Origin of the sequence: Actinoplanes sichuanensis, assembly GCF_033097365.1 — a bacterium.
GTDB lineage: Bacteria > Actinomycetota > Actinomycetes > Mycobacteriales > Micromonosporaceae > Actinoplanes > Actinoplanes sichuanensis.
In genome coordinates this window covers 3,258,754-3,281,363 of sequence record NZ_AP028461.1, presented here as the reverse complement: position 1 = coordinate 3,281,363, position 22,610 = coordinate 3,258,754, and the positions used below count along the sequence as shown (strand labels likewise).

Genomic DNA, 22,610 nt, shown 5'->3' with positions numbered 1-22,610 from the left:
CCGGCCGGTAACCTCACGCTCATCGCAGGGTCATGCGGAGTCGCGGATCACCAGGGTCGGTTGGAAGATCACCGAGCGCGGTGAGCGCCCCGGGGTGTCGATGTGCGCGATCAGGAGTTGGGCCATCTCGGCGGCCATCTCCTCGACCGGCTGCCGGACGGTGGTGAGTGGCGGGCGGCACTCCAGGGCGGCGCTGCTGTCGTCGAATCCGATGACCGCCACGTCGTCGGGCACTCGACGGCCGCGGTCCTGCAGGGCCCGCAGCGCACCCTCGGCCATCAGGTCGCTGGCCACGAACAGCCCGTCGAGGTCGGGGTGCCGGTCGAGGAGCCGGTGCGCGGCCGCCTCGCCGCCGACCCGGGTGAAGTCGCCGGTCTCGACCGCGATGGTGACGCCGCCGGCCCCTACGTCCGACCCCGCCGGAGCGGAACCGGGCGACCCGGCCGGAGCAGAACGGGCCGACCCGCCCGAAGCAGAACCGGGCGACTCCGCCGGAGCGGAACCGGCTGAGGGAGCCGGGCCGGGCGGGGCGGACAGGACCGCGTCGCGGAAGGCGTCGAGCCGGTCGGCCCCGGCCGGGATGTCCAGTGGTCCGCTGATCGTGGCGAGGTTGCGGCAGCCGCGGGCGAGCAGGTGCGCGGCGGCGAGGCGGGCGCCGAAGCGCTGGTCGACGTCGACGTAGCTGACCGGCAGTGGTCCGGCGGGGCGGGACGCCAGCACCGCCGGGATGCCCAGGGAGTGGACCTGGGCGGGCAGTGGGTCGTCCTCGCTGCTGCTGATCAGCAGCACCCCGTCGACGTGGCCCTGGCGCAGGTAGCGGACGACCTGGTGGTGGTCGGCGGAGTCGGTGGGGACGACCACCAGGTGGACGTCGTGCGGGCGCAGCGCCCCGGTGGCACCGGCGGTGACCCGGCCGAAGTACGGGTCGGTGAAGATCCGGTTGAGGAACGAGTGGTCGTCGGGCCGGTCCGGTTCGCTGATCACCAGGGCCACCGAGTTCGACCGGCGGGTGACCAGGCTGCGGGCGGCGACGTTCGGTACGTACCCGGTCTGCGAGATCGCCCGCTGGACGGCGTCGCGGATGCCGGGCGCCACCGACGCCGCGTTGTTGATCACCCGGGACACGGTGGCCCGGGAGACACCGGCCGCGGCGGCCACCTGATCCATCGTGGGATGGTGACCGCCGCGTCCAGATTTCGTGCTCATGACCTGATGTTGTATCAGGGCCGTCCGTTGGTTCCGCACTTGATGATGGGACGGATGCAGTCGTTCACCCGGCGGGCCATCTCCTCGACCGGCCAGGCGTTGAAGAAGTCGCCGTGCATCGTGTATCCGCCGCCGGAGGCGAGTCGCAGCCGGGCCGGGTCACCGGAGACCGGGTAGCGCATGACCTGCCGCAGTTTAGGCACCACGACCGGGTGGCTGGCCGGGCAGGCGTTGCCGACCGGGTACGCCATGTGGCTCTTGTGGTCGGCGGAGTCCAGGTCGCGGCCGTTCCAGCAGTGCGGGAAGTCGAGGTACGACTCCAGCATGGTGCCGGACGGGCAGTTGACGAAGTCCGGTGACGAGCCGACGTGCCCGGCGTGCAGGCACGACCAGCGGGAGATGGTGTTGTCGGCCGGGCCGGTGGCCTTGGCGTTGCCGGCCACGATGCGCAGGCCGAGCGGCAGCGGCTGGGTCTGCGCGATCAGGTCGTCGCGGACGCCCTCACCGAGGTAGTAGAAGATCCCGGTGACCGGCTCGACCGGCTGGTTGTCCTGGTAGAGGGTGGGGATCCAGTACGAGGACTTGTCGATCGACGGGTTGCAGTTGCTGTTCGCGTTGAGCAGCGTGTCGACCGTGCTGTGGGCGTTGGTGTTCGTCGCACCGAAGAAGCTGTGCATGTGTGAGGCGCCGGGCAGGCCGGGGAAGATGATCGGGTCGTCGGGCAGCCGGTGGCTGAACGGGCAGTCGGCGAGGAACTCGGCGACCCGCACCGCGCCGGGCGGGATGGTCGGTGTGGTGGTGCCACCGCCGGTGCCGTAGATCTGGAACTCGGTGAGCGAGACGCCCCACTGGGTGGCCCGCGCGGTGGTCTCCAGGCGCACGTAGCGGCCGGTGCCGGTGACGTTTATCGACTGCTGCCCGCCGGTTCCGGTGGTGGTGCTGTAGACGGTGGTCCAGCTCGATCCGTTGGCCGAGGTCCGCAGGCTGAAGCTGCGGGCGTACGCGGCCTCCCAGCTCAGGGTGATCGAGGTGATGGTGGCGCCGGCGCCGAGGTCGACCTGCAGCCACTGCGGGTCGCTGAACGCGCTCGACCAGCGGGTGCCGGGGTTGCCGTCGACGGCGTTGGCGGCGGGGAAGGCGGCCGACTCGGTGGAGGAGGCGGTGGCGGTCTTCCCCTGGGACAGCAGGGTGTCGGCGGCGCTGGCCTGACCACCGAGGGCGATGACCGAGGTGGCGAGCAGGGCGCCGAGTCCGGCGAGGGAGAACAGACGGCGTCTCATGGGCGGGGGCTCCTGGAGAGGGGGAACGACGCTGTGAAAGCGCTCTATTGCCCGCCACTGTGAACCGCGCGTAAAGGGCTGTCAATGCACCGGAAACATCGGGGAAGCGCTTCCCCGACCGCTCCGGAGGGCATCGACCCAGGTCAGTGGGCTTTGCCCGCCGAGGCGGCCGGGGAAGTTCCGGAACCTCAGGCCCGGTAGACACCGAATTCGTAGAGCGAGTAGCCGTACGCGGTGGCCCGGGTGTTGCCGTTGACCCGGACGTAGCGTCCGGAGCCGGAGACGGTGAGTTCGTCGAAACCGCCGTCACCCGCGGTGGTGGTGTTGATCGTCCGCCAGTTGGTGCCGTCGTCGGAGGTCTGCACGGTGTAGGACTTGGCGTAGGCCGCCTCCCACGCGAGCCGCACCCGGTTGAACGACTGCACCGAGCCGAGGTCGACCTGCAGCCACGCGGTGTCCACCCATTCGCTGGCCCAGCGGGTGCCGTAGTCGCCGTCGACCGCGTAGGACGGCAGCTGCGGGCCGTTGGTGCCGGTCGGCTGGTAGCTGGATGCGGTCACCGGGCGGCCGCGGGACAGCTCGGTGCCCGGGGCGGGCGGCGGCACGACCTTGAACGACCGCTGCTCGATGCCGACGTTGCCGTGGCCGTCGTAGGCGTACACGTAGATCTTCCAGACGCCCAGGGTCTCGGGTGCCCGTACCGTGAAGGTGCCGTTGCCGGTCTGGCTGAAAGCCAGGTGCCGCAGCCCACGGTTGCCGTTGATGTGCTTGTCACTCGCCATCAGGTTGTAGCGGATCAGGTCGCCCTGCGGGTCGGTGGCGGTGGCCGACACGGTGAACGTGCCGCCGGCCGGGACCGCGGTCGGCGAGCCGACGGTCATCGCGGTGATCTCCGGCGGGGTGTTCGGCGCGGGCTGCCCGGTGTACGCCTGCCGCATCGCGTGGTAGCCGAGTCGCCGCCAGAAGCCGGTGGTGGTGTTGAGCCACACGCCGCCGAAGTCGTTCTCGATGCCGTAGTGGAACTCGGTCGCGCCGAGCGCCACGCCCGGGTGTCCCTTGATGGCGTTCCAGCTGTACGTGTAGCCGGCCTTCTTCTGCAGGTCGGTGGGCTCGCTGGGCACCCCGTTGACGTCGTTGGGCACCTCCCACTCCCCCGACGGCCCGCCCTCGGTGAGGATGTACGGCTTGGTGTAGCCGCCGGCGATCCAGTCCCGCTTGACCGTGTCGATCGCGCCGTAGGAGTTGACCGCCAGCAGATCCAGGGCGGGCGAGTACGGCTTGTAGTAGGTCCACGCGTGGGTGTAGGCGTCGGTCGAGGTGACCGGGTGGTTCGGGTCCGCCGCGTGGATGGCCTCGGTGACCTCGTTGACGAACCTGGCGTACGCCACCCGCCGCGCCTCGACCACGTCGGCGGCCAGCCCGTAGTTCTGCATCTCCAGGATGACCTCGTTGCCGACGTCCCAGAGCAGCACCCCGGAGCGGCCCTTGAGCTCGTTCACCTTGGCGACGATCTCGGCCTTGACCGCGGTCTTGTAGGCGGTGTCGTTCACGTAGTCGGTGCCGTGGTTGAGCCACAGCCCGACGATCACCTTGATGCCGTGCCGCGCGGCCGTGTCCAGCAGCAACGGCGTGTTCGCGTCGGGTCCCCAGATGCGGATGGTGTTGACGCCCATGTTCTTCAGGTCGCGCATGTAGCCGTCGGCGGCGCCCTGCGGCGGGCCGTAGGTCATGCCCTTGACCTCCCACGGGCTGCCGTTGACGGTGAGCTGCCAGTTGCCCTGCGAGCCGGTGACCCGGACGACGCTGGGCCCGGCCGGCACCGGCGGGTCGGTCATGGCCGGTGCGGTGGTCTTCACCGAGCGGGCCACGGTCACCGAGTCGACGCTGAGCGTGCCGCCCGAGGTGGTGCCCGCGGTCGGGGTGGTGGATCCGGCGATCGCGTTCGGCAGCGAGCCGCCGATCGCCAGGTCGAAGCGCAGGTAGAAGCCGTGGTGCACGGCGGCCTGCCAGGCCGCGACGCCGACCTGCGACTCGCGGACCACCCAGGTCTGCCGGCCGTCCAGGTAGAACCGGATCTCCTCGTCGGTCTTGGTCCGGTCGATGACCTGCGTGTACTCGTGGTAGCCGGACTGGCAGCCGACGCACGACGCGAACCCGGAGGACCGGCCGTCGTACTCGTTGCAGGCCCCGCCCGGCGCGGTGCCGCAGTGCAGCGTCTGGGAGAGCTGGTCGCGGCCGTTGACGCCGGTCATGATGTCGGTCTCGCCGACGCTCGGCCAGTTGGTGAAGTTGCCGCGGTAGGCGGCGCCGGTGGCGCGGAAGCCCGGCCAGTACCCGGCGCCGTTGGCGACGCCCGGCTGCTTCAGCACGGCGGTGAACTTCAGCAGTTCACCGGGCTGCGGGGTGAAGTCGGCGCGCTGGGTCTCGATCCGGCCCGAGGTCCAGTTGCCGGCGCCGTCGCGGATCGCCCGGATGTTGAGCTTGCCGGCGCCGTCGAGGTGCACGTTGGCGGTGGAGTCGGTGGCGGTCTCGACCGAGCCGGTGCCCCAGTTCGCGGCGCCGCCCGGGTACTGGGTGCCGGTGCGCAGCAGCCAGTTCGCCGCGCTCGGGCCGGTGTTGGCCGCGCCGTCGAAGGTGTCGGTCCAGATCGTGGTGAACTCGTCGTTCACCGGGCCGCTGTCGCCGCCGTACACCTGCAGCTCCCACAGTGAGTAGCCGTAGCCGGTGCCGCGCTGGGTGAGGTTCAGCCGGACGTACCGTCCGGTGCCGCTGACGGTGTGCGTCTCGGTGCCTCCGGCACCATTGGTGACGCTCTTGACGGTGGTCCAGGCGTTGCCGTCGGTCGAGGTCTGGATGTCGTACGCCTTACCGAACGCGCCCTCCCACTGGAGTACGACGCGGGTGATCGGCACGGACGAACCGAGGTCGACCTGGATCCACTGCGGGTCGGCGAACGCGCTGGACCAGCGGGTGCCGGTGTTGCCGTCGAAGGCCAGCGCCGGGCTGTAGCCGGGGCCGGCGACCTCCTGCGAGGACGCGGTGGCCGTCTTGCCCTGCGACAGCAGCGTCTCGGCCGCTCCGGCGGCGGACGGGACGCCCAAGGTCGCGGCGACGAGCGCGGTGAGTAGGAGCAGCCGTCTATACATGATCACACCAATGCCTCAGGGGACGGAAAGCGCTCTCCAAGCGAGGCGATTGTTTCGCCCAGGTTGCCGCGGGTCAATACGAAAGCGTTGACAGAATCAGTTCCGGAACCGGAGACTGCGCCACGTGAATGCGATTCCCCGTATCCTTCTCGCATGCGCCCTGCTCAGCACCGCCGGGTGCGCCGCCGCCACGCCCGCGGCGCCCGCGCCGGTCGTCAGCACGTCGGCCACCGCGTTCGGCGGCACCGACCGCTCCTGGCTCGAGATCAACATCGCGATGGACGAGGAGCTGCTCCCACTGCTCGACCTGGTCGATGACAGCTCCGACCTGTTCGACGTGGTTTCGCAGATCAGGGAGTTCACCGAGGCCGAGCTGACCGAGCTGCGGCGCCTGGGCGAGGAGGCCGGGCTGCCCCGGGAGAACCAGCACAAGGGCATGCCGATGCCCGGCATGGTGATGCCGTCTCAGGTCTCGGCGGCGGCCAGGCTGCGCGGGAAAGAGTTCGACGCGGTGCTGCGTGAGCACCTGCGGGCCCATCTGGAACAGAGCCAGAAATTGGCCGCGAGCGAACGGTCCGCCGGGTCCGAACCGCGCACGATCGCACTCGCCGTACGCATTTCCGGAACCCGGCAGTCCGCTCTGAATCTTTTGTAGAGAAAAACTGTTATCGGGGCAGCTCGTAGTTCTCGTTCAGCGCCGCCCCGCGGTCCGGCTTGTACAGGTCGAAGCCGCGCGGGTTGCACTGCAGACCGCCGTTGATGCAGTGCCGCACCAGGGCGGCCAGCGTCGCCGGGTCCCAGACGTTGTAGACGTCGTAGTGGAACGAGTACCCGCGGCCGCTGGAGAATCTGACCTGCGACATGTTCCCGCTGACCGGCCAGGCCATCTTGAACTCGATCATCGGGACGGCCACCGGATGCGACGTCGGGCAGACGCCGTTGACCGGGTACGCCATGTGGCTCTTGTGGTCCGGCGAGTCCAGGTGGAGGCCGTTCCAGCAGCTCGGAGCCTGGTAGCGGGCGTTCAACTGGGTGCCGGCCGGGCAGTTCGCCGGGATGTCCCAGTTGAACGAGCTGTTGCCGCACTCGAAGCCCTCGACCGCGCCGGGGGCGTTACGGAACTCGTCCTGGGTGGCGGTCGGACTGCCGACCACGTACCGCAGGCCCGGCGGGAACGGCCGCACGCTGCGGTAGTCGATCACACCGCTCTTGTAGTAGATGACCTGCGGACCGTCCGGCTGCACCGCGGTGTTGCCGTTGAGCAGCGTCGGCATCCAGTAACCGGTCTTGTCCCCGGGCGTGATGCACGAGGTGCCGCCCGCCTGGAGACTCGCCAGTGTGGAGTTCGCGTCGGTGGTCCGGTTGCCCATGAACGTGTGCGAGTGTGACGCGCCGGGCAGGCCGGGGAAGACGATCGGGTCGTCGTTGAGGTTGGTCCGGCTCACCGAGCAGTTCGCCTGGAACTCCCGGTGGGTGACCGGCGGGTTCATCGCCGGGGGGATCTCGGTGGACGGGACCACCCCGGTGACCGGCGGATTCGCGTAGACGTAACCGGGCCCGTCGGTGGGTGGCGGCGTGACCGTCGACGTTCCGTACACCTTGAACTCGTACAACGAGTAACCGTAGGTGGTGCCGCGCTGGGTGCCGTACATCCGCACGTACCGGCCGCTGCCGTTGACGTTCAGGGTCTGGGTGCCGCCGGTCGCCGTCGTGGTGTTGTAGACCGACGTCCAGGCGTTGCCGTCGGGTGACGTCTGGATCTGGAACGCCTTGGCGTACGCCGTCTCCCACTGCAGCACGACCTGCGTGATGGTGGCGGTGGCGCCGAGATCGACGCGCAGCCACTGCGGGTCGGCCCACTGGCTGCCCCAACGGGTGTCGGCGCGGCCGTCGAAGGCCGCGATGGCCGGTGACTCGCCGTTCTCCAGCGACGAGGCGAGGGCGGGTCTGCCCTGGGAGAGCAGGGTGTCCGCGGCCTGCGCGGACTGATTGCCGGCCACCACCAGAAGGGCGGCGGTCAGCAGGGTGGCACCGATCGGCGCCAGGATGCGTTTTCGCACGGTTGATCTCCAAGTCTGTGCGAGGACGGGGGAAACGCGCTTGGAGAGCGTTTTCCCATCGTGTGCTGCGCTGTCCCGAACGTCAATGATTTCCGGTTCCGGAACCCGGTGTTTCGGACCTGTGACCGGGGCCCCGGAAACCGCTCTCCCCGTGCTATAACTTGCGGCATGCAGAGCCAGCGGCTGCCCACCCTCGAGGACGTGGCTCGCGTGGCCGGGGTCTCCCGGGCCACCGTGTCCCGTGTCATCAACGGCATCCGCAACGTCGATCCGCAGTTGCACCAGCAGGTGTGGACGGCCGTCGACCAGACCGGTTACGTGCCCAACCGGATGGCCCGGTCGCTGGTCACCAGACGCACCGACACGGTGGCGCTGGTCGTGTCGGACAGCGAGACCCACGACGATGATCCGTTCATGTCCCGGTTCTTCTCCGATCCGTATTTCGGGCGGGTCGTCGGCGGGCTGATGAGCGTGCTGCGGCCGCTCGGCGTGCAGCTGGCGTTGCAGATGGTCGGGACCGACGGACACAAACGTCTGGTCGGCGACCTGCGCAACGGTCAGGCCGACGGTGCCGTGGTGCTGTCCCTGCCCGCCCACGATCCGTTGCCGGGCCTGCTCGCCGAGTCGAACATTCCGGCCGTCCTGATCGGGCGGCCCGCCGAGCCGGTGCCGATCAGCTACGTCGACCTCGACAACGAGGGCGGCGCCGCGCTGGCCGCCGACCGTCTCGCCGGCCGGGGCTGCCGCCGCCCGGTGATGATCTCCGGCCCGCCGGATGTGCCCGCCAGCGTCGACCGGGTCTCCGGTTTCCGACGCGCGATGGCCCGACACGGGCACGCCTGGATCCCGGCCGAGACCGGCAACTTCACCCAGGAGAGCGGGGAGCGTTCGATGCGCGCCCTGCTGGCCGCCCACCCGTCGCTGGACGCGGTGTTCGTCGCCAACGACCTGATGGCCCTCGGCGCCCTGCTGGTCCTGCACGACGCCGGCCGCCGGGTCCCGGACGACGTGGTGGTGGTCGGCTTCGACGACAGCAGTGCCGCACTGTCCGCCCGCCCGGCCCTGACGACGGTCCGCCATCCCCTGGAGGACATGGCCGCCGAGGCCGCCCGGATGCTGCTGTCCCGCCTGGACGACCCGGACGCCCGAGTGACCTCGGTGATCTACGAACCCACCCTGGTCGAGCGCCAGACCGCCTGACACCCGTCCCGCACGACGGCCGGGATCGGCGGCGCACGGAACCGCTGCCGCGCGGAATCTCCGTGGTGCCGGGGCGAACGCTCTGGTGCAATGTCGCGGTGGTGACAGACCTATCCGACCGGCGCGTGCGCGCGGTCGCGGCCGACGACACGGCGCCGCACTCCTACTTCGTGTTCACGGACGGCCGGCTGCTCCGCGTGGCCGCCGGCAGCACGCGGGCCGAGTCGATCGTCGAGGTGCCGAACATCCGCGAGGCCGGGCACGGTACCGGTGACGGACGTCTGGAGGGCAAGCCGTTGGAGGTCCGGCTGTATGTGCACGGGCCCTGGGTGTGCGTGACCGAACGGTTCGGCACCAACGCGGCGTTGATCAACACGACTGACCGGACGGTCCGTGAGCTCACCCGGGCCGACTACCACTCGGACGTGTCCAGCTATTCCGTCGGCTTCGTCGAGCGGGCGGGTCGCACTCTGCTGATCGCGCAGACGGAATGGAACCGGCTGGACGCCTTCGACGCCGAGACCGGCGCGAACCTGACCGAACGCGAGGTGTCGCGCAGTGACACCGAAGAGACCAACTACATCGACTACTTCCACTCGCTGATCCACGTCTCCCCCGATACCAGGCATTTCCTCAGCAACGGGTGGGTATGGTCGCCGGTGGACATGGTGCGGGTCTTCTCCACCGAGGCGTTCCTGACCGGTTACGAGCCGACCAGCGTTCCGGTCTCGACGGCCTTCGGCTACAACTGGGACCGGCCCGCCACCTTCATCGACGATCACACGTTCGTACTCGCCCTGGACGAAGACGTCGACGAGGACCGCGACGAGGACCGCGACGAGGACGACGGCGCCCGGCCCTACCATCAGTTGGCCTACTTCGACGTTCCCGACCCGAGCGCGGCCGAGGATGCGGGCCGCTGGCTGGAACCCCGCGAGCTGGTCGACTGCGACGTGTTCGCCCGCAACCAGTACGGCGAGGTCAAGGGCGAGCTGCACTACGACCCCGAGTCCGGTCACCTGATCGCGCTGACCAGCGACAACGGCACCCATGTCCTCTCGTCGGCGGGCGAGATCGTGGCCCACTTCCCCGACCTGAACCTCGCGACCCCACCGTCACACGGCGATTTCGGCAGTGCGTTCAGCGGTTCCGGCGGATGGTCGTACGCACCCCGGCATCGGATGTTCCATCGATGGATCGACGGTTCAGGCATCGAGGAACGTCCCCTGCCCACGGACGGACGCCGATAGTCGTGAGTCGATATGGTGTCCGGCGTGAGACTTCGCCTGATGGCCGTACTGGCCGCTCTGCTCGTGGTCCTATCACCGGCCACCGCCGCCCGTGCCGCCGATGACCCTCTGCTCGATCAGCTGACGGCCATTCCGGGGCTTACCGTCATCTCCCAGACCCAGGGGACCGGCTACCGGTTCTTCGTCCTGACCTACCGCCAGCCGGCCGACCACCGCCACCCCGACCGGGGTACGTATGAGCAGCGCCTGACCCTGCTGCACCGCTCCGAGAGCGGCCCGGTGGTGCTGTTCACCAACGGTTACGGGCTGGCCGCGAACCCGCGCGCCACCCAGACCGAGCCGACCGCCCTGCTCAACGCCAACCAGATCTCGGTCGAGCACCGGTTCTTCACCCCCTCGCGCCCGGCCGACGCCGACTGGTCGGATCTGACCATCTGGCAGGAGGCGACCGACGAACACCGGATCGTCGGCGCGTTCAAGTCGGTCTACGACGGCAAGTGGATCCAGACCGGCGGCAGCAAGGGTGGCATGACCAGCGTCTACCACCGCCGGTTCTACCCGAAGGACATCGACGGCGTGGTGGCCTACGTGGCCCCGAACGACTCGATCAATCCGGCCGACAGCGCGTACGACCGCTTCTTCGACACCGTCGGCACCGCCGACTGCCGGAAGAATCTCGACGAGGTCCAGCGGCAGGCGCTGCTGCGCCGGGACCGTCTTGTCCCGCGCCTGGAGGCCGCGGCGGCCGAGAGTGGCTGGACGTTCGAGCGGACCATCGGCACCGCGGACCGCTCGTTCGAGATGACCGTGCTGGACTCGGTGTGGGCGTTCTGGCAGTACAGCCTGGCCGCCGACTGTGCCGGGGTCCCGGCGGCGACCGCCTCCGACGACGAGATCTGGACGTGGATCGACAACGTCGCCGGCTGGAGCTTCTACACCGATCAGGCCCTGGAGTACTACTGGCCGTACTACTTCCAGGCCGCGTCGCAGCTGGGCTGGCCGAGCCTGAGGTTCGAGCACCTGCGTGGTGTGCGCAACCACCCGCACCTGTACACGGCGAACGCCTCGCTGCCGAAGGAGTTGCGCCGCCCGCACAACCCGCTGCCGATGATCGACGTCGACCTGTGGGTGCGTACGCAGTCGGAGCGGATGCTGTTCGTCTACGGCGAGAACGACCCGTGGGGTGCCGAACGGTTCGTCCCGAGCCGGCGTGACTCGGCGTTGTTCGTCGCACCGGGCGCCAACCACGGGGCGAACATCGCCCGCCTGAACCCGACCGACTCGGCCGCCGCGACCGCGATGCTGCGCCGCTGGGCGGACGTCCCGGCCACGCTGGCCCGGCCGCAGGCCGTCGACTTGCCGCTCGACGACGGTCTCGGCGACCGCCGACGGATCCACTGAGACGCACGCCGGGGTCGCCGCGACCGGCGGCCCCGGCGGTACCGTGTGGCATGAGCGAGTTCCCGGTCGAGCAGGTGCGCTCCCTGCTGCACATCGTGGACGGTTCGCTCGCGTTCGCCGGCCGTTACCGGCATGAGGATTCGCATCCGGCGCACACCCACAGTTTCGTGGAGATCGCCGTGGTCGTCGGCGGTGCCGGCGTCCAGCGCAGTCTCGCCGGGCCGTTACGGCTCACCGTCGGTGACGTGCTGCTGTTGCGGCCGGGCGTCTGGCACGGCTACGAGCAGTGCCACGGCCTGGTGCTGTACAACTGCTGTTTCTCGTCGGAGATGCTGCGCCGTGAGCTCGCCTGGACCCGGGAGGATCCGCAGCTCGGCCACCTGCTCTGGTCGGGTCCCTATGCGGGGCAGCGCCGCGGCATCCTGACCGGCCGCCTCGACGACCCGGCGTTCGAGGAGTGCGTCGGCCATCTGGTGCGGCTGTTCAAGACCGCGACGGGGATGCCGCCGATGGCCCACCTGGCGCGGCAGCGGATCGAGTTGGCCGCCGCCCGGCTGTTGCACACCGATGAGCCGATCGGCCAGGTCGGCGAGTCGGTCGGCTGGCCGGACCCGAACTATTTCGCGCGGCGGTTCCGGTCGCCCTACGGGCTCAGCGCGTCGACCTACCGAGCCCGTTTCACCCATGCGGTCAGAACCTGAGCGGTCCGGTCACGGTGGTCCGTTCCGAGGAACCTCCGACCCCGATCCGGTACGTGCCCCGCGCGGTCGTCCAGTCGCCGCGTGAGGTGTCGTAGTACTGGAGAAGGTGCAGGTCAGCCAGGTCGGCGCGGGTGAGGGTGATCTCGACCGTGCGGCTGTGTCCCGCGTCGAGGGCGACCCGTGACCAGCCCGCGAGCCGGTGGGCCGGTTCCCGGGTCGACGACGGCAGCGTGACGTAGACCTGTGCCACCTCGGTCCCGGCGCGTGTGCCGGTGTTGGTGAGCCGGAACCGGATCCGCAGCCCGTCCGGCGCGTTGCCGGTCACGTCGGGACGGCCGTAGGCGAAGCTGGTGTAGGTCAGGCCGTGCCCGAAGGCGAACAGCGGATCGATGTCCTGGGCCGCGTACCAGCGGTAGCCGACCTCGAGCCCTTCGCTGTAGTCGACCTGCCGGATCGTCTCACCCTCGGCCCGGACACCCGGATAGCGGGCCGGATCTCCGGCGGTCGGGGTGTCCGCGAGTGACCGCGGGAAGGTCATCGGCAGCCGCCCGGACGGGCTGACGTCGCCGAACAGCAGCGCGGCCAGTGCGGTGCCCATCTGCTCGCCCCCGTACCAGGTCTCCAGGATCGCGGGCACCTGGTCGACCCAGGGCATCTCGACGGCGCTGCCGGTCTGGAGCACCACGACCGTCCGCGGGTTGGCTGCCGCGACGGTCGAGATCAGTGCGTCGCCGCCGCCGTGCAGGCGCAGGTCGGCCAGGTCGGTGAACTCGCCGGCCCGCTGGTATCCGAAGACGACGGCGACGTCGGCTGCGGCGGCCGACGCGGCTGCGGAGACCGGGTCGCTGCCGTCGTCGAAGGTGACCCGCACCCCGGCTCGGGCGGCGCGCTCGCGGACACCCGTCTCCGGGGAGATCAGGTCTTCGCAACGCATCGTGGTCGGGTTGCCGAAACGCCAGGGCAGGCTGCACACCGAGTGCGCGCTGACGCCGTCGGTCGGTGTGCTCGACGCGGTCGGGCCGATCAGCGCGATCGTCTGCCCCGGGCGTGTGCGTAGCGGCAGCGTGTGGTGGTCGTTCTTGAGCAGCACCGATCCCTGTTCGGCGACGGTCCGGGCGAGTGCCTTGTGTGCGGCCGTGGACGCGTCGGTCACCGGCGTGGTCGGGAGGGGATTGTCGAAGAGCCCACCGCGGATGTAGGCGGTGACGACCCGCAGGGCGGCCGCGTCGATCTGCCGCTGGGTGATCTCGCCGGCCGCCAGGGCGGCGTCGAGGCGGGCCGGGGTGTACCAGATGGGCCGGTTCAATTCCTGGTCGAGGCCGTTGACGAGGCTCGCCGCCGTCGAGTGGACCGAGCCGAAGTCGGACATGACGTAACCGTCGAAGCCGATGTCGTCCTTGAGGACGGTGTTCAGGCGTGGGTGCTCACACGAGTAGACGCCGTTGATCTGGTTGTAGGAGCACATGATGCTCGCCGGGTTCCCGCGTTTGACGGCGATCTCGAACGGCAGGTCGTACACCTGGCGCAGGGTCCGCTCGTCGGCGTTGGACGAACTGGTCTGCCGGTCGGTCTCCTGCTCGTTGGCCACGTAGTGTTTCGGGGTGGCCAGCACCCGGCCGTCGCTCTGGATCCCGCGCGTCCCGGCGGCCGCCAGTAGGCCGCTGAGCAGGGCGTCCTCACCGAGGTACTCGGGCGTGCGCCCGGACAGCGGGGTCCGGCCACTGGCCAGGCCGGGCGCGAGGACGACGTTCTTGCCCTTGTCGAACGCCTCGTCGGCCTGGGCCGCGCCTTTTCCGTAGGCGAGTTTCTCGTTCCAGGTCGCGGCGGTCGCGATGGTGGCCGGGAAGGCGGTGACGCCGTCGGTGAACCGGATCCCGTCCGGCCCGTCGGTGTAGACGACCGTCGGCGTGCACGGCAGCTGCGCCGGGTAGACGACACCGCCGGTCCACTCGGTCTGGGCCGGGGTGTTGGCCGGCTGCTCGACAAGCCAGCGGTACTTCTGGTGCGGGCTGCTGGCGGCCAGTAGGGCCTTCGCGCGCTGGGCCGGGGATTTGCGCTTGTCGGTCCACGGGTGGGCGGAACAGTCGGTGGCCGGTGCGGGCGTGGCCGGGCCGACAACGGTGGTCATGGGTGCGAGGAGTAGGAGGCCGATCAGGAGTCGCACGGAAGTCTCCCATTCTTGTAACGTTTCATAGCGACCGTGTTGTTTCCGGCCGGTCACGTGAAGGTTGCGGGGACGTGTGCACATCCTCAACGCTCGTCCGGCGCCACCGTTAGGACGGTGTTGACCGGCGCTAGCACAAAACACACCCGGCCCCGGGCAGGCCGTAGGGTGTGATCTCGTGCGCGACAACGACTGGACCGATCCGCGGTGGCGGGCCGCGGCCCACGCGTGGGTCACCGCCCGGCTGGGCGAGGTGGGCACGCCGGTCACCGGCGAGATCGAGGAGTTCCGGGTCCGGCCGTGGTCGGTCACGCATCGGGTGCCCACGGGTGCCGGGGTGCGGTGGTTCAAGGCCAACATCACCGGATGCCGGTACGAGGCGGGCCTCGCCGAAGCGCTGGCCGGGATCGCCCCGGGTGCCACCCTCGCGCCGCTGGCCGTGGACACCGACCGGGGCTGGCTGCTGACCGCCGACGCCGGGCCCACCCTACGGAGCACCATCACCGCGGACGGCCGGACGACGACGTGGATCGCGATGTTGCAGGCCTATTCCGTGCTCCAGCGGGCCACCGTCGCCCATGTCGATCGGTTGTGTGCTCTGGGCGTACCGGATCAGCGGCCTTCGCTCCTGCCCGGCCTCCTGGCCGGTCTCCTCGACGACCCGTCGGTCACCGCCGACCTGGACCCGCGCGTTCCCGCTCTGACCGGTGACTTCGCGCGGTGGTGCGCCGAACTGGCCGCCGACGGTGTTCCGGCCGCGGTGCAGCACGACGACCTGCACGACGACAACGTCTTCGCGGACCTGCGGTTCTTCGACTGGGGTGACGCCAGTGTCGGGCACCCTTTCGGCACGCTGCTGGTCACGCTGAACACCATGCACGACGCGCTCGACGCCGCCGACCGCCCGGCCACGCTGGCGCGGCTGCGGGACGCCTATCTGGAGCCGTGGACCGACCTCGCCGACCTGTCGGCGCTGCGCCGCTCGGCCACCCTGGCCTGCCGGGTCACCCGGGTGTCGCGGGCGATGTCCTGGCAGCGTGGGCTGGCCGACGCGGTCGTGCCGGTCGACGAGCGGTTCCGCAACGCGCCCGCCGCCTGGCTCGGTGAGCTGCTGGAACCGACGACGATCTGACGCCGGTCAGGTGCCGGAGACCGCGTCCGGTACCTCCTCGTCGAAACGCGACAGCAGGCGGTGCCGCAGCGCCCGGGCGGCCACCGCGGCGATCGCCAGCCCGCACAGGATGTAGGTGAGCCCGATCCCCCGGCCCGGTCCGACGCCGATCAGCGTGCCGACCGTGGACGCCAGCGCGCCGCCCGGTTCCAGCAGCGGATTCAGCAGATGTGTGGCGCCCGGTGCGACCAGCAGGAACGCCACCGGCATCGACGACCAGGCGATCATCTGGTTGGCCGCCAGCACTCGGCCGTGGAACCGCGGCGGCACCTTGATCTGGATCATCGTCATGTAGATGCCGTTGGTCACCGACAGGGAGAACAGGATCCCGAAGACCCCGACGGCGACCGGGTACGGCGACGCGCGCCACCCGGTGAGCACCGCGAACACCGAGAACAGCAGGATGAACAGCAGCACCGCCCGCATCCGGCGGCGACGCGGCCCACCCCACACGGTCAGCATCAGTCCGCCGGTGGCCGCGCCGAGACCGCCGGCGAACGAGATCCAGCCCGCCGTGGCGAGCGACACGAAGCTCAGCGCCAGCGGCTGGACCAGCAGGATCAGCGGCGACATGAACACGTTGACGACCGCGAACAGGCCGAGCATCGCCCGGAAACTGCGGTTGCCGACCGAGTAGCGCAGCCCGGCCACGATCTCGGCCAGCAGCGGCTCGGGCCGTTGATGGGCCATCGTCCGGGGGAACCGGACCGCGAAGACCACGACGATCGACACGGCGACGGTGGCCAGCTCCAGCAGCAGGATCCACTCGATGCCGAGGGCGGCCAGCAGGGCGGCGCCGGCCAGCGGGGCGATCAGGCGGGCCGTGCCGTCGGCCGTCTGGACCAGGCCGTTGGCGTGTCCGAGGAACTGTTTCGGCACCAGCTGCGGCACCGCCGACAGGTAGGCCAGCCGCTGGAAGGTGAGGGCCACCGACAACAGTGCCAGCAGCGGGTAGATCGGCCACTCGAGCAGGCTGCCGGTCGCGTAGCAGGCGGCCATCGCGGCGATCACCAGCCCGGCCGCGGCATCACCGGCGAGCATCACGGTCCGCCTGTCGAACCGGTCGATGACCGCACCGGCCAGCGGCGCGACCACCACGCCGGGTGCGATCGCGAGCAGGGTGAGCAGTCCGAACCGGGTCAGCGACCCGGTCATGCTGTAGATCCACAGGGGTACCGCGAAGTCGGCGATCTGCGCACCGGTCAGGGCGACCAGCTGGCTGGCAGCGACCGTGGCGAACCGGCGCATGCTGGGCCGCGGACCGGTCCGGTGGGCACGCTCGCGGCTTCGGGACACCTCGGCCAGCCGCCACTCGTCGCCCGGACCGGCCGGGTCGGTGCCGGCCGGTAGGGCCTCGTCGACGGTGGTGAGGATCCGGGCGACGTCCTTCGCCCGGATCCCGAGGAAGTAGTGGCCGGCCCCGTGCAGCACGACCAGCGCGGACGTGTCGGTGAGCAGGTGCCACTCGCGGAACCGTTCCGCGAAGTATTCGGTGGTCGGGTCGCCGGTGCCGACGATCGTGATGATCGGGACCGGCAGACGTTCGGCGGCGTGCGCCAGCAGCCTGGTGTAGTGCTCCTCGGCCCGGTCGGCGTCGGCGCGCAGACTACGGACCACGCGCGCCGCCTCGTCCGGTTCGAGCTCGCTGAGGTCCAGGCCGAGGGCGGCGAGCCGGTTCGCGTACGCCTGATCGGACCGCAGTCGGCGCAGCCACGTCGAGACGCCGCTGATCAGGCGGCTCTCCGGCCGGGCGGACGGGAACACCGCTCCGACGTAGACCGCCTCCGGCGTGCGCCCGGCCGCGGTCAGGCGCCGGGCCAGCTCCAGCGCGAGAGCCGACCCGGCACCGGAGTGCCCGTACAGCACGAGCGGCCCGTCGATCCGCTCCAGGATCTCGGCCGCGCACCAGCCGGCCAGCTCGTCGATGCCCGGATCCGGGTCCGGCAGCACGACGGAGAACAGCCGGTGCCCGGCCGGTAGCGCGTCGGCGACCGGTTGATACACGCCTGCGTCGCCGCCACCGAACGGCACGCAGATGTACGTGCGCACGACCGGCCCGGCGGACTCGGCGTGGGTCAGCTCGTCCAACAGTGCCGCGCCGCCGGGCGGTGTGACCGGAGTGCCCCGCCCGACCGGATAGTCCAGTGATCGCATCAATACCAACCTGTCGAACGAAAGGCTGGCAGCATCCTCGCCACTCACGAAGAACGAAAGACGGCCGATGCGCCCCCGACGCCGCTCGCGTCAATTCCGGCCACTCTAGATCGAGGTCATCGACCCTGTCCACTCCCTGTCACGTGTCGCTCACTACCGGTACGCATCGATGCTTGACGATATGCACTAGGCCGGAGCGGTCACCCGGTAGACGGCGCCCGCGTGGTCGTCGCTGACGTAGAGGGCGCCGTCCGGGCCCTGCACCGCCATCACCGGGCGCCCCCAGCGCGAACCGTCAGCCAGCTGGAAGCCGGTCAGCAGGGTCTGCTGCGGACCCAGCGTGCCGTTGCGCCAGGCGTAGAACGACACCTCCGGCGGGCGCGGCGGCTTCCGGTTCCACGAACCGTGAATACCGACGAGCGCCCCCGGACCGTACGACCCGGGCAGACCCGGCGCCGACACGAAAGTCAGGCCCAGCGGGGCCGAATGCGCACCCATCCCCTGCTCGACCGGCGGCAGCTTCGCACAGTCGAGCTTCGAGCCGTCCACGTTGGTCTGCAGGTCCAGCACGAACGGCCGGTCGGTGTAACTCAGCGGCGACTTCGGGTCGCCCGGGTTCACATCCGGCTCCGAGTTGCAGTACGGCCAGCCCAGATCCCGACCCTCGGTCAGGCGGGCCAGCTGCTCCATCGGATGATCGTTGACGTACGACTGCAGCACGTCGCCGTTGTCCTTGCCGCCGTCACCGTCGTAGTCCAGCTCGTACGGGAACTGGATGTTGTCCCGATGGTTGACCGCCGTCCACACCGCGCCGTCCGGGTCCACGGCCAGGCCGGTGCCGTTGCGGACACCGCGCGCGAACACCGTGGGCGTCCCGCCGCCGGCCGGGGTCTTGAGGATCGTGGCCCGCTGCGGGGTGGCGTCCCGATCCTGCTCGGAGATGTTGCCGGTCGACCCGACCGACACGTAGATGCTGCCGTCCTTGCCGATCGCGACGCTCTTCAGCGCGTGCGAGTAGGCACCGCGCAGCTCCGGGCTCTTGTCGTCGGGCAGACCGTCGATCACGATCTTCCGGTCGGCGACCTGCCCGTTGCGGTAGGTGAACGAGTTGACCTGGTCGCTCTCGGCGACGTAGAGCGTGTCCCCGGCGAAGGCCAGGCCGTGCGGCTGGTTCAGCCCGCTGAGCAGGGTCCGCTGGGCGGGCACCGCCCCTTCGGCGCCGGGCGTCAGCGCCAGCACGTCACCGAACTTCGGCCGCGACACCAGCAACTGCCGATCCGGGGTCCAGGCCAGCAGCCGGGCACTCGGGATCCGCGCCCACACACTCACCGTCCACCCGGGCGGCGCCTGAACCGTCCGCGCCTGGTCGAACGGCGCCGTCCCGGTGTCGCCGAGCGGTTCGACCGCGGTCGCCGCCAGCTCCGGAACCACGGCCCCGCCGGAGCCGGCCACCGTGGGCTGTCCCGGGCCGGAGGGGGCCTGCTCCTCAGCGGTGCAGGCCCCCAGCGCGAGCACCAGGCCCACCGTCATCACACCGTGCGCGATCGTCCTCATCGGGCACTTGTACCCACCCGGCACGCCGGGTGGCAAACCGGCGTGCCTTTCGGGTGGTTGACTACGGGAGGGTCCAGCGTTGGTTGGCGCCGGCGAAACAGTCCCAGATCTGCAGGCGGGTGCCGTTGGCGGAGCTGTTGTTCTGGGCGTCCAGGCAGCGGCCGCTGGCCGGGTTGCGCAACGTGCCGTCCGCGGCGGACTGCCACTGCTGGGCGCCGGTTCCGTTGCAGTCGTAGATCTGCACGAGCGAGCCGTTGACCGTGCCGGCCGCGTTCACGTCCAGGCACTTGCCCAGACCACGGATCGTGCCGTCGGTGCCGACCGTCCAGGTCTGCGCGCCGCTGCCGTTGCAGTCGTACAGCTGCACGGCGGTGCCGTTGGCGCTGTTGGCCGCGTTGATGTCGACGCACTTGCCGCCCAGGCCGGTGATCCGGCCGGTCCGGCCGACCGGGCCGGTGCCGCCCATGACCGTCTCGTAGATGGCGCTGACCAGCGAGTTCGCCCCCGTGGCGTCCTGGCTCAGCTCCCAGTTCATGATGCCGCCGGCGTTGGCCAGCGCCCACTGGGTCTTGCGGCGGATCGTTGGCAGCCCGTTGTAACACTGCTGCGCCCCACCCGCCGTCGTGCAGTCCCGGTTCGCGTTGGCCGGATCAAGAGCGACGAGCTGGGCGTACGTGTAATAACCGGGCCGACTGTAGAAGGGCACCCCGAGCACGGTCTTGGCCTTGGGCAGCCCTCGGCTCTTCCAGAAGTTCGCCGCGGCGATCGACCAGTCGTAGTTGGCGTGCGGGCTGCCGCCGTCGTAGGCCATGATGTTCAGCCAGTCGACATATCCGAAAACCGCCGGCTGTACGCCGTTCGCGGTCCCACCCTCGCTGACCACGGCCGCGGTCAGCAGTTTGCCCTCGTTGTGCAGGGCGGTGCTGAGCTGCCCCATCAGGGCCGTGTAGTTGTTGCCCGACGTGCCCGGGTCCGGGTACTCCCAGTCGATGTCGATGCCGTCCAGGTCGTACTGGCGCACCACCGACATCAGCGCGTTGACGAACGTGGTGCGGGTGCCCGAGTTGGCGGCCAGACTCTCGAACGCCGAGTCGTTGCCGTCGTTCCAGCCACCGACCGCGAGCGAGACCCGCACGTTGTTCTGGTGCCCGAGGGTGACCAGCTGCTGGAGTTTGGCGGTGTTCTCGATCGGCTGGAGGGTGCCGTTGGCGTTGGGCAGCGCGAACGAGTAGTTGATGTGGGTCAGTTTCGAGTACTGGACGGCGGTGACGCTGCCGGCCCAGGACGGCATGTAGCCGACGCTCTTGAAGCCGTTGGGCAGCACCACGGCCGACGCGGGCTGCGCCGCGGCCAGCCCCATCGCCGAGGTGGCGAGGGTGAGGGCGGCCGCGAGGACTTTTCTGATCTTCATGGGGGATGTGACCCTTCTGTCCGGGTCAGCAAAGGTTAGGAAAGTTAACTTACAGACGTCAATAAGAACACGAGGTTCCGGAACCAGGGGATTCGGAGCAGTACGCCGCCCGGATGGGTGGATGTCGGCAAGTCCACAATCGCCCATCCGGAGATGCGGGGGCCGCGAATCCGTGCCGAGAGACCGACTCTCGCCAGCACGGAAGGACCCAGTGATGACGGTTGACACCCGCCTGCGGCGCACCGCTGCCGCGCTCGGCGCGATCGCGCTGCTCGGCGGCACGCTGTACGGTCTCGGCCCCGGGACCGCGACGGCGTCCAGCCACCGTGAGGCGCCCCTGGTCGCCGCCGACCCGGCGATCGACAACACCGACCTGTACGCCTTCGTCAGCCCGGAACGGCCCGGCTACGTCACGTTCGTCGCCAACTGGCAGCCGTTCGAGGAGCCGAACGGCGGGCCCAACTTCTACCCGTTCGCGACCGACGCCACGTACCACATCAAGGTCGACAACGACGGTGACGCCAAACCGGACGCCGAGTTCAAGTGGAAGTTCCGCAGCGTCGACAACCGGGGCGACAGCACGTTCCTGTACAACAACGGGCCGGTCACCTCGATCGACGACGAGAACCTGCTGTTCAAGCAGACCTACAGCCTGCAGTCGTCGTTCAACGGCGAGCCGTTCAAGACGCGTGTCGAGGACGCACCGGTCGCGCCGTCGCGGGTCGGGGCCGCGTCGATGCCCGACTACGGCACATTGCGGCAGCAGGCCACCCGTACCCTCCCCGGGGGTTGGAAGATCTTCGCCGGTCAGGCCGACGACCCGTTCTTCCTCGACCTGCGCGTCTTCGACCTGCTGTACGGCGGTGACCTCTCGGAGACCGGGCAGGACACGGTGGCCGGCTACAACGTCAACACGATCGCGCTGCAGGTGCCGTTCGCGGACGTGGCGCTCAAGGGGGACGCCACCCGCAACCCGGTGATCGGGGTGTGGACCACGACCGAGCGCGATCGGGTACGGATCACCGGCGGCCGTGGGTCCGGAGGCAAGGTGCAGGTGTCCCGGCTGGGTAACCCGCTGGTCAACGAGGTGGTCGTGCCCGCTTCACTGAAGGACACGTTCAACGCCACCCCGCCGGAGCGGGACGCCGGGATCCCGGCACTGGTCAAGCGGGTACTCGAACCCGAGGTGCCGAAGCTGATCGAGTCGATCTACAAGATCCCGGCCCCGAAGACACCGCGCAACGACCTCGCCGAGATCTTCCTGACCGGCATCACCACCAAGGCCGGCGGCCCGATCAAGGCCGATCTCAACTCGCAGCTGAACAACGCCGACGTCAAGGCGTCCCGGTTCCGGCCGTCCGAGCAGTTGCGGCTGAACCTGTCGGTACCGGTCGCCGGGGCACCCGACCGGCTCGGGGTGCTCGCCGGTGACCTGCAGGGGTTCCCGAACGGGCGGCGACTCACCGACGACGTGGTCGACATCGAACTGCAGGCGCTGGTCGGGGCGGCGCAGACCGGCAAGCTCGTCGACGCGCTCGCCGCCGGGGACGCCGTGAACACCAACGACCAGCAGTTCAGTGGGGAGTTCCCGTACGTCGCGCTGCCCAACGGGGTCGCCGTGAACAGCGCCGCCAAGCAGCCCGCCACGGCCGCCAAGCTCACCGGATCCTCCCCCGCGGCCGCGGCGGCACCCGCCTCGGACACCGACGTCGCACAGCCGGCACCGGATCTCGTTCCGGTGGCGGTGGTCTCCGGCGCCACCGGGCTCGGCCTGGTGATCGTCCTGGCCGGGGTGTTCCTGCTGCTCCGGTGGTACCGGCGGCGCGGCCGGGGTGCCGATCCCGATCGGACGCTGACCTTCTGACGCCCGCGGGCGTCCCGGGCGGGCGTGCGGTTCGCCCGGGACGCTCTC

Annotated in this window: 15 protein-coding genes; 7 read left to right on the top strand and 8 right to left on the bottom strand. The window is 70.0% G+C overall.

Annotated elements, in window-relative coordinates:
* Positions 1–30: 30 nt before the first annotated feature.
* The 3 genes from Q0Z83_RS14715 to Q0Z83_RS14705 form a co-directional block, all read right to left on the bottom strand.
* Positions 31–1,206 (bottom strand): LacI family DNA-binding transcriptional regulator, encoded by a 1,176-nt coding sequence (locus tag Q0Z83_RS14715; RefSeq protein ID WP_317794471.1) that lies wholly within the window; start codon positions 1,204–1,206, stop codon positions 31–33.
* Positions 1,207–1,220: 14 nt separating this feature from the next.
* Positions 1,221–2,486: a DUF1996 domain-containing protein gene (locus Q0Z83_RS14710; protein ID WP_317794470.1), complete on the bottom strand. Its 1,266-nt coding sequence runs from the start codon at positions 2,484–2,486 to the stop codon at positions 1,221–1,223.
* 188 nt (positions 2,487–2,674) lie between these two features.
* Positions 2,675–5,632, bottom strand: a complete 2,958-nt coding sequence (locus Q0Z83_RS14705; protein WP_317794469.1) for a discoidin domain-containing protein — start codon at positions 5,630–5,632, stop codon at positions 2,675–2,677.
* A 124-nt stretch (positions 5,633–5,756) separates the two neighbouring features.
* Between Q0Z83_RS14705 and Q0Z83_RS14700 the strand changes: the two genes are divergently transcribed.
* A complete protein-coding gene (locus Q0Z83_RS14700) occupies positions 5,757–6,287 on the top strand; it encodes a DUF305 domain-containing protein (RefSeq protein ID WP_317794468.1) in 531 nt (176 codons plus the stop codon).
* Positions 6,288–6,297: 10 nt separating this feature from the next.
* Here Q0Z83_RS14700 and Q0Z83_RS14695 read toward each other — a convergent pair whose 3' ends face one another.
* The gene (locus tag Q0Z83_RS14695) at positions 6,298–7,692 is read right to left on the bottom strand and encodes a DUF1996 domain-containing protein (RefSeq protein ID WP_317794467.1); all 1,395 of its coding nucleotides are present in this window, start codon (positions 7,690–7,692) and stop codon (positions 6,298–6,300) included.
* Positions 7,693–7,860: 168 nt separating this feature from the next.
* Here Q0Z83_RS14695 and Q0Z83_RS14690 point away from each other — a divergent pair, with 168 nt between their 5' ends.
* The 4 genes from Q0Z83_RS14690 (at position 7,861) to Q0Z83_RS14675 (ending at position 12,244) form a co-directional block, all read left to right on the top strand.
* On the top strand, positions 7,861–8,892 hold the full coding sequence (locus Q0Z83_RS14690; RefSeq protein WP_317794466.1) for a LacI family DNA-binding transcriptional regulator: 1,032 nt from the start codon (positions 7,861–7,863) through the stop codon (positions 8,890–8,892).
* 101 nt (positions 8,893–8,993) lie between these two features.
* Positions 8,994–10,142, top strand: a complete 1,149-nt coding sequence (locus Q0Z83_RS14685; RefSeq protein WP_317794465.1) for a hypothetical protein — start codon at positions 8,994–8,996, stop codon at positions 10,140–10,142.
* A gap of 24 nt (positions 10,143–10,166) precedes the next feature.
* Positions 10,167–11,543: a S28 family serine protease gene (locus Q0Z83_RS14680; protein WP_317794464.1), complete on the top strand. Its 1,377-nt coding sequence runs from the start codon at positions 10,167–10,169 to the stop codon at positions 11,541–11,543.
* A 50-nt stretch (positions 11,544–11,593) separates the two neighbouring features.
* Positions 11,594–12,244 carry an AraC family transcriptional regulator gene (locus tag Q0Z83_RS14675; RefSeq protein WP_317794463.1) on the top strand — a complete coding sequence of 217 codons (651 nt, stop codon included), beginning with the start codon at positions 11,594–11,596 and terminating at the stop codon, positions 12,242–12,244.
* Here Q0Z83_RS14675 and Q0Z83_RS14670 read toward each other — a convergent pair.
* Positions 12,234–14,408 (bottom strand): beta-glucosidase, encoded by a 2,175-nt coding sequence (locus Q0Z83_RS14670; protein ID WP_317794462.1) that lies wholly within the window; start codon positions 14,406–14,408, stop codon positions 12,234–12,236. The two genes, Q0Z83_RS14675 and Q0Z83_RS14670, sit on opposite strands and share 11 nt — an antisense overlap.
* 178 nt (positions 14,409–14,586) lie before the next feature.
* Here Q0Z83_RS14670 and Q0Z83_RS14665 point away from each other — a divergent pair, with 178 nt between their 5' ends.
* A complete protein-coding gene (locus Q0Z83_RS14665) occupies positions 14,587–15,540 on the top strand; it encodes a phosphotransferase (RefSeq protein WP_317794461.1) in 954 nt (317 codons plus the stop codon).
* A 6-nt stretch (positions 15,541–15,546) separates the two neighbouring features.
* Here Q0Z83_RS14665 and Q0Z83_RS14660 read toward each other — a convergent pair whose 3' ends face one another.
* The 3 genes from Q0Z83_RS14660 to Q0Z83_RS14650 form a co-directional block, all read right to left on the bottom strand.
* A complete protein-coding gene (locus Q0Z83_RS14660) occupies positions 15,547–17,733 on the bottom strand; it encodes an MFS transporter (RefSeq protein WP_317794460.1) in 2,187 nt (728 codons plus the stop codon).
* A 186-nt stretch (positions 17,734–17,919) separates the two neighbouring features.
* Complete coding sequence (locus Q0Z83_RS14655; RefSeq protein WP_317794459.1) at positions 17,920–19,287, bottom strand: PQQ-dependent sugar dehydrogenase; 1,368 nt, start codon at positions 19,285–19,287, stop codon at positions 17,920–17,922.
* 61 nt (positions 19,288–19,348) lie between these two features.
* Positions 19,349–20,698: a glycosyl hydrolase family 18 protein gene (locus tag Q0Z83_RS14650; protein ID WP_317794458.1), complete on the bottom strand. Its 1,350-nt coding sequence runs from the start codon at positions 20,696–20,698 to the stop codon at positions 19,349–19,351.
* A 214-nt stretch (positions 20,699–20,912) separates the two neighbouring features.
* Between Q0Z83_RS14650 and Q0Z83_RS14645 the strand changes: the two genes are divergently transcribed.
* Positions 20,913–22,562: a DUF4331 domain-containing protein gene (locus tag Q0Z83_RS14645; RefSeq protein ID WP_317794457.1), complete on the top strand. Its 1,650-nt coding sequence runs from the start codon at positions 20,913–20,915 to the stop codon at positions 22,560–22,562.
* Positions 22,563–22,610: the final 48 nt, after the last annotated feature.